12 protein-coding genes are annotated in these 12066 nt (G+C 65.2%); 11 read left to right on the top strand and 1 reads right to left on the bottom strand.

Going from position 1 to position 12066, the window contains the following annotated elements:
• Nucleotides 1–17 precede the first annotated feature (17 nt).
• The 11 genes from J1777_RS09970 (at nt 18) to J1777_RS10020 (ending at nt 11130) form a co-directional block, all read left to right on the top strand.
• Entirely contained in the window at nt 18–1151 is a 1134-nt protein-coding gene (locus J1777_RS09970; RefSeq protein ID WP_255632234.1) for a DUF6094 domain-containing protein, read from the top strand.
• Between the two features lie 103 nt (nt 1152–1254).
• Entirely contained in the window at nt 1255–1566 is a 312-nt protein-coding gene (locus J1777_RS09975; protein WP_003821089.1) for a hypothetical protein, read from the top strand.
• A gap of 102 nt (nt 1567–1668) precedes the next feature.
• Nucleotides 1669–3948 (top strand): helicase-related protein, encoded by a 2280-nt coding sequence (locus J1777_RS09980; protein ID WP_021205692.1) that lies wholly within the window; start codon nt 1669–1671, stop codon nt 3946–3948.
• Nucleotides 3949–4061: 113 nt separating this feature from the next.
• Nucleotides 4062–4931, top strand: coding sequence for a hypothetical protein (locus J1777_RS09985; protein WP_003821092.1), 870 nt, complete (start codon nt 4062–4064; stop codon nt 4929–4931).
• Nucleotides 4932–5089: 158 nt separating this feature from the next.
• The gene (gene pilL2 / locus J1777_RS09990) at nt 5090–5689 is read left to right on the top strand and encodes a PFGI-1 class ICE element type IV pilus protein PilL2 (protein WP_003821093.1); all 600 of its coding nucleotides are present in this window, start codon (nt 5090–5092) and stop codon (nt 5687–5689) included.
• On the top strand, nt 5686–6327 hold the full coding sequence (locus J1777_RS09995) for a hypothetical protein (RefSeq protein WP_003821094.1): 642 nt from the start codon (nt 5686–5688) through the stop codon (nt 6325–6327). Before pilL2 ends, J1777_RS09995 begins: the two co-directional genes overlap by 4 nt.
• Before the next feature lie 14 nt (nt 6328–6341).
• Nucleotides 6342–7067 (top strand): TIGR03759 family integrating conjugative element protein, encoded by a 726-nt coding sequence (locus J1777_RS10000; RefSeq protein ID WP_003821095.1) that lies wholly within the window; start codon nt 6342–6344, stop codon nt 7065–7067.
• Complete coding sequence (locus J1777_RS10005) at nt 7049–7639, top strand: transglycosylase SLT domain-containing protein (protein ID WP_003821096.1); 591 nt, start codon at nt 7049–7051, stop codon at nt 7637–7639. The genes J1777_RS10000 and J1777_RS10005 overlap by 19 nt, the downstream gene beginning before the upstream one ends.
• A complete protein-coding gene (locus J1777_RS10010; RefSeq protein WP_003821097.1) occupies nt 7636–8175 on the top strand; it encodes an integrating conjugative element protein in 540 nt (179 codons plus the stop codon). Before J1777_RS10005 ends, J1777_RS10010 begins: the two co-directional genes overlap by 4 nt.
• A gap of 4 nt (nt 8176–8179) precedes the next feature.
• Nucleotides 8180–10372 carry a type IV conjugative transfer system coupling protein TraD gene (gene traD, locus J1777_RS10015; protein WP_003821101.1) on the top strand — a complete coding sequence of 731 codons (2193 nt, stop codon included), beginning with the start codon at nt 8180–8182 and terminating at the stop codon, nt 10370–10372.
• Nucleotides 10369–11130, top strand: a complete 762-nt coding sequence (locus J1777_RS10020) for a TIGR03747 family integrating conjugative element membrane protein (RefSeq protein ID WP_003821103.1) — start codon at nt 10369–10371, stop codon at nt 11128–11130. Before traD ends, J1777_RS10020 begins: the two co-directional genes overlap by 4 nt.
• A 46-nt stretch (nt 11131–11176) precedes the next feature.
• Here J1777_RS10020 and J1777_RS10025 read toward each other — a convergent pair whose 3' ends face one another.
• Nucleotides 11177–11878 (bottom strand): hypothetical protein, encoded by a 702-nt coding sequence (locus tag J1777_RS10025; protein ID WP_242700487.1) that lies wholly within the window; start codon nt 11876–11878, stop codon nt 11177–11179.
• Between the last annotated feature and the right edge of the window lie 188 nt (nt 11879–12066).

A 12066-nucleotide genomic window follows, 5' to 3' on the forward strand; every position in this document is an offset into this window, starting at 1 on the left:
GCGTGCTTTCGCACTTCATCCCCGCCAACCAGGAGACTTCCATGGCCCTCATGTTCCCGCGGCTCGCCCGCAATTTCTCCAAGAACGGGTACTACCCGACCGACGAACCCACGCTCGAAAGAGCCCTCAACGCACTGATGCCCAGCGATGGCCCGATGTGCATCCTCGATCCCTGCGCCGGCGAAGGCGTGGCGATCGCCGAAGCCGCTCATGCTCTCGGGCGCGAGCAAGCCAAGGCGTTCGCCGTCGAGTTCGACGCGGAGCGGGCACGCCATGCCCGCGGCCTGGTCGATCATTGCCTGCACGCGGACCTGATGGACACGATGATCTCAAAGCAGTCGTTCGGGCTGCTCTGGCTCAACCCACCGTATGGCGATCTGTCCAAGGACGTCAACGGCAACATCGGCTATCAGGGCCAGGGCCGTGCCCGCTTCGAGAAGCTCTTCTATCAGCGCAGCCTCTCGCTATTGCAGTATGGCGGCGTGCTGGTCTTCATCGTCCCTGGCTACGTGCTCGACGCCGAGCTGGTCGGCTGGCTGACACGCCACTACACGGACCTACGCATCTACCGAGCGGTGGAAACGCAGTTCAAGCAGGTGGTGATCTTCGGCCGCAGGGTGCGCCAGCGCGAGCTGGCACCCGATGGTCTCAAGGCCGTGCGCAATCTGCTGCTGCAGATCGGGCTTGGTGAAGTCGAAGCCGAGGAACTGCCGAGCGAATGGCCGTTCCTGCCGTACATCGTCCCCGCCAGTCCGGCCGAGCCGGAGCATTTCTTCCGCGTGACGATGGAGCCAGAGCAGTTCGCCGATGAAGTCGGCCGGCTGCAAGGCCTCTGGCCGTCGCAGGACACGCACCTGGGGGCCGCGCAGCAGTCGCTGCGTCCACCGGCGCGTGCCTTGTCCCACTGGCATCTCGCCCTGGCTCTGGCCGCGGGCGCGATCTCGGGGGTTGTGCGCTCCAAGACCGGGCGCGTGCTCGTCGTCAAAGGTGACACCCACAAGGACAAGACGCTCCAGCGGGAATTCACCGAACGCGAAGACGGCTCCATCGCCGAGACCCGCATCCTCACCGACAAGTTCGTGCCCGTCATCCGCGCGTGGGACATGACGCCCGGCTCCGCCACGCGGGGCGAGGTGTTGACCATCCGCTGATCGCTTCTCTACCGCTGACGGTCACCGTCGGCTTCCTCCACCCACCGGGGTCCAGTCGCCCCGAGGGGGCGCCGTGGCCCCTTCATCTTCAAGGAGCCTTTCCATGGCAGCCCAAGCACTTCCCATCGGCCAAGCATCGAGCCGGCGCTTCTTCCCTGGCGAGACCGTCGTGACCTGTGGCGTTGACGCCCTGGTCCAGCAGGGCCGGCTCAACCCGGTGCCGTATCTGCACCGCCACCTCAATGGCGACTGGGGCGACCTCGACGACTACGACAAGCGGCAGAACGATGCCGCGCTGGAGTCCGGCGAGGACCGCCTTTTCTCTTCCTACCAGGTCGCACCCGGCCTGCAGCTTTGGATTATCACCGAATGGGATCGCAGCGTGACCACGCTGCTACTGCCCAGCGAGTACTGATCTCTCCCAGACGACGGCCGCCTGCCGTCTCTTCATCCCACCACGGGGCATGCCATCGCCCCGCGGGGGTGGTGCATGCCCCATTTTCTTTGGAGCATCACCATGTCCCTCGATCTCGAAACCACTGCCGCTGAAGCCGCGCCCGTACAGGGCGAACTGCTCGATGCGGAATCTTCCCCTCTGACCCTGAGCCTTCAGGATTTCGTCGGCGAGTTCGGCGACGAACTGCTCGACGCCCTCAACAGCGCGAACCCGCCGGTCTATAACGGCCAGCCGCAGGCGCACCGGCAACTCGTCGTCGCCAGCCTCAAGCGCAAGCTGTTTCCGGCCCAGGCCGAAGTCGTCCACGCCGCCGCCGAGCTGCTGATCGACCGTGGCGAACGCGCCGCGATCGTCAATGGCGAAATGGGCTGCGGCAAGACGACCGTCGGCATCGCCACGGCCGCCGTGCTCAACGCCGAAGGCTATCGCCGCACCCTGGTTCTTTCGCCGCCGCACCTTGTTTACAAGTGGCGGCGCGAGATCCAGGAGACGGTGGCAGGCGCCAAGGTGTGGGTGCTCAACGGGCCGGACACGCTCATCAAGCTCATCAAGCTGCGCGAGCAGTTGAATGTCCAGCCCACGGGCCAGGAGTTCTTCGTCTTGGGCCGGGTCAGGATGCGGATGGGGTTCCACTGGAAGCCCGTCTTCACCCAGCGGCGCACCCGTCACGGCAACGTGGCGGCGTGCCCGGACTGCGGCACGGTCATCACCGACCTCGACGGCGAGCCGGTCAATCCGGTCGCGCTCCAAGCCGAGGAATACCGCAGGAAGTGCAGCCATTGCGCCGCCCCCCTGTGGACGCTGATCCGCCCGCGCAGCCTGTCCGGCAGCGACCAGTCCTCGGCCGTGCTGAAAGCCCTCAAGCGCATCCCGACGATCGGGGAAGTCACCGCGCAGAAGCTGATGCAGAAGTTCGGCGAAGGCTTCCTCGCGTCGATGCTGGGCGACAACATCCATGAGTTCATCAACCTCATGGACGGCAACGGCGAACTGGTCTTCTCTGACCGCCAGGCGCATCGCATGGAAAGAGCGATGGCGAACATGGAGTTCGGCTTCGGCGAAGGCGGCTACCAGCCGTCCGAGTTCATCAAGCGCTACCTGCCTCAAGGCACGTTCGACCTGTGCATCGCGGACGAGGCCCACGAGTACAAGAACGGTGGCAGTGCCCAGGGCCAGGCCATGGGCGTGCTGGCGGCGAAGGCTCGCAAGACCTTGCTGCTGACAGGCACGCTGATGGGCGGCTACGGGGACGACCTGTTCTACCTGCTGTTCCGAGCCCTGCCTGGGCGGATGATCGAAGACGGCTACCGCCCGACCACGAGCGGCAGCATGACCTCGGCGGCCATGGCGTTCATGAGGGACCACGGGGTCCTCAAGGACATCTACTCCGAAAGCACCGGCACGGCGCACAAGACGGCCAGGGGCACCAAGGTATCGGTGCGCACGGTCAAGGCTCCCGGCTTCGGGCCGAAAGGGGTCTTGCGGTGCATCCTGCCGTTCACGATCTTCCTCAAGCTCAAGGACATCGGCGGCAACGTCCTGCCGCCGTATGACGAGGAGTTCCGTGAAGTCGCAATGGACACGGCGCAAGCCGCGGCCTACCGCGACCTGGCGGGTCGGCTGACCGCGGAGCTGAAACAGGCTCTGGCGCGACGCGATACGACGCTGCTGGGTGTGGTGCTCAACGTGCTGCTGGCCTGGCCGGACTGCTGCTTCCGGTCGGAAACCGTGGTGCATCCGCGCACGCGCAACACCTTGGCGTTCGTCCCGGCTCAGTTCAACGAGTTTGAGGTGACGCCGAAAGAGCGCGAGCTGATCGACATCTGCAAAGAAGAGAAGGCGCAGGGCCGCAAGGTCCTGGCCTACACGGTCTATACCGGCACGCGCGACACCACGTCGCGCTTGAAGGTGCTGCTGGAGCAGGAAGGTTTTCGGGTGGCGGTGCTGCGCGCAAGCGTGGACGCCAGCCGCCGCGAGGACTGGATCGCCGAGCAACTGGACCGTGGCATCGACGTGCTCATCACCAACCCCGAGCTGGTCAAGACGGGCTTGGACCTGTTGGACTTCCCGACGATCGTTTTCATGCAGTCGGGCTACAACGTGTACTCGCTCCAGCAGGCGGCACGCCGCTCCTGGCGCATCGGACAGAAACAGCCGGTGCGCGTGATCTACCTCGGCTACGCCGGTTCCTCGCAGATGACCTGCCTGGAGCTGATGGCCAAGAAGATCATGGTCTCGCAGTCCACCTCGGGCGACGTGCCCGAATCGGGCCTGGATGTGCTCAACCAGGACGGTGATTCCGTCGAGGTCGCGCTGGCCCGGCAACTGGTCGCCGCCTGATCCCCACGCCAACGCCGGCCTCGCGCCGCCGGCTTTCCATTGTTCCCACCTTGCAGCCACGCCCACGGTCTCCGTGGACGTGGCTGCGCATTTTTCATTCCAAGGAGATTTCCATGAACACCCATACCCAATCCACGCCCGAAAACGTGAAGGCCCGCCTGACGCTGGACGTGACCTGTTTGCTCAACGGCGAGGCCGCGTCGGAAATACTGGCACGGCTGCAACGCATGTGGGTCCGCGCCATCGGCGAGAGGTTGCTAATCGATGAGACCGCCGCGAAGGTGGATGTTTGGTCGATCGAGGTGACCGAGTTGCCCTCGGCGACTAACAGCGATGCGCTCGAAGCCGAGATCGCCGCCTTCATGCAGCAACGCATCGGGGACGGCAACCTCTGTGCAGAGGACATTCCCTTGCGCCTGGCGAGCTATGGCCTGATGGCCCCCGAGGATTTCATCGACGAAATGCGCGAGCGCATGGGCATGGAAGACGACGCCCCCACGGGCCGAGCCGTCATCCCCTCGACCGAACCTGCCGACGGCGGTGAGATCGAGATGCAAGTCGCGGTCGTCTGCATCGGTGCCTCCGGTAGCCCCAACGTGCCGGTCTTCAAGGTCAGGATCACCCAGGAGGAATACGACCTGGGTATCCACTACGACAAGGCCAGGGACCTGGCCGAAGAGGCCCGGTACGAAGGGCCGTTCATCTGCTTCGACGCCGCCGAATATGGCCCCATCCTGTCGGCCGCCCGCGAACTTGGCCTCGTTCCGCAGGTCGTCGTGGTCGATATGACCGACGGCCAGATCCACTCCATCCGCTGCGACAGCGGCGAGATCAAGGTCATCTGCTACGACACCAGCGACACTGACGAGTATTCGGCGGCGGTGGCGAACCGGCCGCTCGGCGAGAACGGGCAGTTCGTGCGCTGCTGGTCGCACACCCAACTGGCACGGGTCGATCCCGGCCTGAAGCTGGCTCGGGATTGATCGGGCGAAGCCCGATGCGTTTTCACAGGCCCCTTCGGGGGCCTTTTCCTTTGGAGGGAGGCTGCCGGGAAATCGGGCGCTGCCTGGTTCGCATTGTTTGCTGCCGCTCGTGGCCCGAGCGGCGATGGTGAGGGCTCGATGTTTCAGGACGACGCGCCATGTGCCCCTCTCCACCTTGGTTTCACCATCCCGAACGCCGTCTGCTGGCGGGTTTTCTCGGCCTGCTTTGGTCGGTGCTGGCTGGCGGCTGCGCGACGACGAGCGCGCCGGTCGCGCCCGACACCATCGAGGAAGTCTCGGCCGCACCCGTACCCGAGGCGCCCGAATACATCCCCGTTGTGCGCTACGGCCGCTACACCCTCGTGGAACTGGCACCGACAGCAGCGCAGCGCGACCTGCTGTTGCAGACCATCGACGTGTCGATGCCCGAGGATGCACGCGCTACGGTCGGCGACGGGCTACGGCATGTGCTCAAGCGCAGCGGTTACGGCTTGTGCCAGACGACGCACGCGGTGATCGAGCTGTACGCACTGCCGCTGCCGGCGGCCCACCTGCACCTCGGCCCCATGACCCTGCGGGATGCGCTGCTCACCCTGGCTGGTTCGGCCTGGGAACTGCACGCGGATGACCGCGCGCGGCAAATCTGCTTCGAGCGGCCCGGCGACAGCATGACCGCCGACAACGTACCCGCGCCGCCTGCCACCGAGGCGGTGCAGACGTTCCCGCTGGCGCCCGCGGCATCGGGAGGCCAGCCATGAACGCCCCGCAGCCCGCCCATCGTTCAACGGCCGCCGTGGTGGTGCAGAGCCTGATGTGGCTCTGGCTGATCGGCCTCAGTGTCCTCGTTGCCCTCGGCTACCAGACGATGAACGACCAGGCCGACCAGGAGCGCCTCGATTCCCGCCTGCAACGCCTCGAAGCGCAGGCAACAGGCCTGGCCGAGACCGTCGAGGCCATCCAGCAGCGTCCAGCCGTCGCCACGGCGGCAGACCTCAAAGACACCCGCCAAATCCTGGAAGCACGCGCGGCCCAGGTCGAGAAATCGCTGAGCGCCTATGCCTCCGCCGACGACCTTCAGGCACTGCGCGCCGAAGTCGAGCAAATCAAGGCGCGGCAGACCGCTGCGCGCGCCGCTGCACCCGCCCAGCCGCGCACCAGGAACAAGCCCACCGCCAAGCCCGAACCGACGCCGCTCCCGTTCCGCATCGTCGGTGCCGAACTGCGTGCCGGCGAGCGCAGCGTGTCCGTCGCGCCGAGCAATGGCGACTTCACGCCCGACCAGCTTCAGGTGCTGCTACCCGGCGATGCGGTCGGCCCGTGGCGCTTGCAGGCCGTCGAGGGCAGCACTGCGGTGTTCCAGGCCGGCGACCAGACCCGCCACGTGGCGATCCCCTGAACGGAGCACACCACATGAAGCCGTCGATCATCCTTTCCGCGCTTCTGCTGGCGTCCACCCAGTTGCCCGCGTGGGCGCAGCAATCCGCCACGGCTCCCGCCCGCAATGCGCAGAGTCAGGAACGCCCGCTGGTCGCCCGCATTCTGGACGACCGGGTGGCGAGCGACTGGGGCCTTCAACCTCAGGAGTGGGCGCGCTATCGCGAACTGATGGACGGTCCACTGGGCATCTATTCGCCCAACCTGGACCCGCTGTCGGCCCTGGGCATCGAGGCGCGTACCGAAGAGGAACGGCGACGCTACGCCGAGCTGCAGGTGCAGGTCGAAGCGCGCCGCGTGGAGAAACTGCTCGCTTATCAGCGGGCCTATGACGAGGCCTGGCAGCGCCTGAACCCCGGGATGCAGCGGGTGAACCTGCCGGACGACAAGCCGGTCGCCGGGGCCACGCGCGGCTCCGGCCGCACGGCAGTGTTCGTGAAAGATAACTGCGTGGCCTGCGGCCAGCTCGTGCAGCGCCTGCAATCCTCGGGCGCCGAATTCGACCTGTACATGGTCGGCAGCCGCCAGGACGACGCGCGCATCCGCGATTGGGCCAAGCGCGCGAACGTCGATCCGGCGCGCGTGCGCAGCGGCAGCATCACGCTCAACCACGACGGCGGCCGCTGGTTGACCTTGGGGGTACCCGGCGACCTGCCGGCGGTCGTGCGCGAGGTGAACGGCCAATGGCAGCGCCAGCCATAGCCGCCCCCCTGCGCACACTGGTGCTCGCCGCTGGCCTATGCGCCTGCGTCGCCCAAGCCCAGGAGGTTCCGCCACCGGCCTACCAGCTCGCCGCGCAGCGCGCAGGCATCCCCTCGACGGTGCTCTACGCCGTGGCCTTGCAGGAGAGTGGCATCCGCCGTAACGGACGCATCGTCCCGTGGCCGTGGTCCCTCAACGTCGCCGGCCAATCACGCCGCTATGCGACCCGCGCCGATGCCTGCGCGGGTTTGCAGCAGGCGATGCGCTCCACGCCGCACACGCGCATCGACGCGGGCCTGGGCCAGATCAACCTCGGCTACCACCAGCAGCGCTACGCCAGCGCCTGCGACCTGCTCGACCCGTACCGGAATCTCGCCATCGCTGCCGAGATCCTGCGCGAGCAACACGCCCCCGGCGAGGACTGGTTGCTGGCGATGGGCCGCTACCACCGCCCCGCGGGTGGCGAGCCCGCCGCCCGCTACCGGCGCAGCGTGTCGCGCCACCTCGCCCGGGTGCAGGGCGCACGCCCAACCGCCGCGGTTCTCGCCGCACGCAAGGAGACATCCCCATGACGACATCCCATCTGGCCTTGCGTGGCCTGCTCGTACTGCTGGCGGGTCTGCCGCTGGCCTCGCTTGCCGGCGAGCCGCTGATCGTGGTCGAAGACCGCGGCGGCGCGTCGGCGCTGCCGTACTACGAAGCCCTGAACCTCCAGCCGCGCACCAACGCACCGGCCCGGCCGCCGATCCCGACGCCCCAGGTTCCCGCCACGCCGGCGGACGAGGCCGCGATGCTGCCGGTGCGCAGCGCCAAGCTCACCCCCGGCACCGTCCCGCGGCGTGTCATCGAGGCTCCGGGTCTGCGGCCTTTCGTTGTCGTCGGCGACGACGAGGCATCTCGGGCCTGGCTGCGCAGCCAGGCAGCCGCGCTGCGCGAGCGCGGCGCGGTCGGTCTGGTGGTCAACGTCGAGACCGTGCAGGGCCTGGCGCGGCTGCGCACCCTGGTGCCCGGCGTACCCCTCGCGCCCATGTCCGGCGACGACCTGGCCGAGCGCCTGGGCCTGCGGCACTACCCGGTGCTGATCACAGCCACCGGCATCGAGCAATGAAGCCATGTCGGGGAAACAGCCGGTCGAGGTACTGCTTCGCCCAGCGGTGGAGCTATACACCGTTGCCGCATGCGCGGGCGCCGCGTTTCTGTCCCTGGTGGCCCCATGGTCGCTCGCGCTGAGCCCGTCCATGGGCGTCGGCAGCGCGCTGGCGTTCGGCGCCTACGGTGCCATCCGCTACCGCGATGCCCGCGTCATCCTGCGCTACCGGCGCAACATCCGCCGCCTGCCGCGCTACGTGATGACCAGCAAGGACGTGCCGGTCAGCCAGCAGCGGCTGTTCGTGGGGCGCGGGTTCCTGTGGGAGCAGAAGCACACCCATAGGCTCATGCAAACGTACCGGCCGGAGTTCCGCCGCTACGTCGAGCCCACACCAGCCTACCGGCTGGCGCGACGGCTGGAAGAACGGCTGGAGTACGCGCCGTTCCCGCTGTCCCGGCTGTCGAAACTCACCGGCTGGGACGTACCTTTCAACCCGGTGCGGCCGTTGCCGCCTGTGGGCGGCCTGCCGCGCCTGCACGGCATCGAACCCGAGGAGATGGACGTCAGCCTGCCGCTGGGCGAGCGCGTCGGCCACTCGCTGGTGCTGGGCACGACGCGCGTCGGCAAGACCCGGCTGGCCGAACTATTCGTGACCCAGGACATCCGGCGCGTGAACGCCGCGGGCGAGCACGAGGTGGTGATCGTCATTGACCCCAAGGGCGATGCCGATCTCCTGAAGCGGATGTACGTCGAGGCTAAGCGCGCCGGCCGCGAAGGCGAGTTCTACGTCTTCCACCTGGGATGGCCGGACATCTCCGCGCGCTACAACGCCGTGGGGCGATTCGGGCGTATATCGGAAGTCGCCACCCGCGTTGCGGGGCAGCTTTCCGGTGAAGGCAACTCGGCCGCCTTCCGAGAGTTTGCGTGGCGGTTCGTCAACATCATTGCCCGCGCCCTGGTGGAGCTGGGACAGCGGCCCGACTACATGCTGATCCAACGGCACGTCATCAACATCGACGCGCTGTTCATCGAGTACGCCCAGCATTACTTCGCCAAGACCGAGCCCAGGGCCTGGGAGGTGATCGTCCAGATCGAGGCCAAGCTCAACGAGAAGAACATCCCGCGCAACATGATCGGGCGCGAGAAGCGCGTGGTGGCGCTGGAGCAGTACCTCTCGCAGGCGCGCAACTACGACCCGGTGCTGGATGGCCTGCGCTCGGCGGTTCGCTACGACAAGACGTACTTCGACAAGATCGTCGCATCGCTGCTGCCGCTGCTGGAGAAGCTCACTAGCGGCAAGATCGCGCAGCTCCTGGCCCCGAACTACTCCGACCTGGCCGACCCGCGCCCGATCTTCGACTGGATGCAGATCATCCGTAAGAGGGCCATCGTCTATGTGGGCCTGGATGCGCTCTCCGACGCCGAGGTCGCCACCGCGGTCGGCAACTCGATGTTCAGCGATCTCGTGTCGGTCGCCGGGCATATCTACAAGCATGGGATCGACGATGGCCTGCCGGGCGCATCGGCCGGTGCGCGCGTGCCGATCAACGTCCATGCCGACGAGTTCAACGAATTGATGGGCGACGAGTTCATCCCGCTGATCAACAAGGGCGGCGGTGCCGGCCTGCAAGTCACTGCGTACACGCAGACCCTGTCGGACATCGAGGCCCGCATCGGCAACCGCGCGAAGGCAGGCCAGGTGATCGGGAATTTCAACAACCTGTTCATGCTGCGCGTGCGCGAGACCGCGACCGCCGAACTGCTGACCCGGCAATTGCCGAAGGTCGAGGTCTATACGACCACCATCGTCAGCGGCGCGACCGACAGCTCGGACATTCGCGGGGCGACGGATTTCACGTCGAACACTCAGGACCGCATCAGCATGTCCAGCGTGCCGATGATCGAGCCGTCGCACGTCGTCGGCCTGCCGAAAGGCCAGTGCTTCGCGTTGCTGCAGGGCGGCCAGCTTTGGAAAGTGCGCATGCCGCTGCCGGCGCCGGACCCGGACGAAGTGATGCCGGCAGACTTGCAGCAACTGGCCGGGTACATGCGCCAGAGCTACAGCGAAGCGACGCAGTGGTGGGAGTTCACCAGTTCCCCCGCCTTGCAGGACACGGGCCTGCCCGACGACCTGCTGGATGACGCCGCTGCGGCCGAACCTCCCGCGGTGGCCATTGCCACCGACGAGGACACCGGCAACAAGGCCTCGCCATGAAGGACGCCGCCTCGACTGCACAACGGGAGCAGAACCAGCGCCAGGGCCTGATCGTCGGCACCATCACCTTGCCGTTCCGGCTGCTCGGGGTGCTGATCGGCTCGCTGCTGTTCTCGATCGTCGTGGAGTGCGTCGGCATGCACCTGTTCTGGAAGGACCAGGGCTGGCGGCACTCGCAGCAGATGTTGCAGTACGAACTGGGGCACCTGTCCAGCCACTTCACGCGCAGCGTCGTCGTGCAGGAGCCGGGGCGCACCGCGCACGAACTGGTGGATACCGGCTACGAATGGGTATTCGTTCGCTCCGGGCTGCTGGAGCGCATGAGCCAGACCGCCGAGCGCGCCCGCGCGCCGAGCCACGGGAGGATCCAGGACGGGGGGCGCAACTTTCGCTACTACATCAGCCAGGTCTATGTCTGGACCGAGAACTACCTGATTGCCGCGGCCTTCACCACCCTCACGTTTCTGGTGCGCCTGCTGGTTCTGGTGCTCACGTTGCCGCTGATCTGCACCGCGGCGTTCGTCGGCCTGATCGACGGTCTTGTGCGGCGGGACGTGCGCCGGTTCGGCGCAGGCCGGGAATCCGGCTTCATCTACCACCGCGCGAAGGCGAGCCTGATGCCGCTGGCCGTGCTGCCGTGGGTCACGTACCTGGCCTTGCCGATCTCTGTGCATCCACTGCTGATCCTGCTGCCCAGCGCAGCCTTGCTGGGACTGGCCGTGAGCCTGACTGCGGGCAGCTTCAAAAAATACTTGTGATGACAGAGAAACCAGATCATTAGGCAACTCATTCAGTATTTCTTATTTATTGAATTTGCTGACCAAGGATTTTCTCGCGATACATATTGGCCAAATGGCGCGCCCTCATGCTCCACTGCTCTGTAATCTTTGGGAAATCTGTTGCGCCGCGCCCATCCATTCCTTGCAATGTAACGTAGCCCTGCCCATCCTGTCCGCGTACAAAAGCTATGTAGTTATATATTGAATCTCGAAATTCAGTGAGAGCATAAAAGAAGGCATCGCCAGCCGGAAGCGCACGAGATAAGTCAATGCGACCTTGGGCATATAAAAAATCATTGACACCCTTCATTCCCCATCCTACCCGATCCAACTCAATGTAAAGATTGTCCACGGCGTCATAATGCACAGATGGAATGTAACCACATGAAAAGTCCCATGTTTCGAGCCAGTCGAGAAAGTCAGACCTGAAATATGAAGGAACAATATTTTGAAGTGTGGCTATGGAATCCGCCATCTGCTGAGGCGTTAATGCGCTCCTGGCAACTTGAAATGCTGATGGGAAAATTCTCTTACAGACATCTTGTGGGATAAAACTAATATCAGAAATTTCACCCCAATAGACCACGTGAACCGGAAAAATCGATCCATCCAGCCTTTTGTGTTGAGTGCCATGGAACTGATGATGATTTATGCTGGTATGGCGATTTGCCGTTGTGAAAATCACATAACAACCAATCGGCTCAGGGAAGGAATCGGTCTTACTCAACTCAGCCGTAACGTCTGTAGAGTTTAGTTGATTAACAAATTTTGCCTGCCCAAACACTGAGTAGCTGTCGCATCCCGGACGATTGCATAGATAAAAATCGCTATCCGCTGTTTATGGCGCGATCCGTGCTGCGGGAGTTGATAGAGTCCCTGCCATCAACCAGGAGCCTGTAATGCAAATCTCTCTGC

Source organism: Comamonas denitrificans (genome assembly GCF_017368815.1).
Classification (GTDB): Bacteria; Pseudomonadota; Gammaproteobacteria; order Burkholderiales; family Burkholderiaceae_C; genus Comamonas; species Comamonas denitrificans.

Excerpts from the sequence above, each read along its gene's own strand:
- J1777_RS09985 (WP_003821092.1), top strand. The coding sequence starts at position 4,062 with ATGAACACCCATACCCAATCCACGCCCGAAAACGTGAAGGCCCGCCTG.
- J1777_RS09975 (WP_003821089.1), top strand. The coding sequence starts at position 1,255 with ATGGCAGCCCAAGCACTTCCCATCGGCCAAGCATCGAGCCGGCGCTTC.
- J1777_RS10000 (WP_003821095.1), top strand. The coding sequence starts at position 6,342 with ATGAAGCCGTCGATCATCCTTTCCGCGCTTCTGCTGGCGTCCACCCAG.
- pilL2 (WP_003821093.1), top strand. The coding sequence starts at position 5,090 with ATGTGCCCCTCTCCACCTTGGTTTCACCATCCCGAACGCCGTCTGCTG.
- J1777_RS10005 (WP_003821096.1), top strand. The coding sequence starts at position 7,049 with ATGGCAGCGCCAGCCATAGCCGCCCCCCTGCGCACACTGGTGCTCGCC.
- J1777_RS10020 (WP_003821103.1), top strand. The coding sequence starts at position 10,369 with ATGAAGGACGCCGCCTCGACTGCACAACGGGAGCAGAACCAGCGCCAG.
- J1777_RS09980 (WP_021205692.1), top strand. The coding sequence starts at position 1,669 with ATGTCCCTCGATCTCGAAACCACTGCCGCTGAAGCCGCGCCCGTACAG.
- J1777_RS10010 (WP_003821097.1), top strand. The coding sequence starts at position 7,636 with ATGACGACATCCCATCTGGCCTTGCGTGGCCTGCTCGTACTGCTGGCG.
- traD (WP_003821101.1), top strand. The coding sequence starts at position 8,180 with ATGTCGGGGAAACAGCCGGTCGAGGTACTGCTTCGCCCAGCGGTGGAG.
- J1777_RS09995 (WP_003821094.1), top strand. The coding sequence starts at position 5,686 with ATGAACGCCCCGCAGCCCGCCCATCGTTCAACGGCCGCCGTGGTGGTG.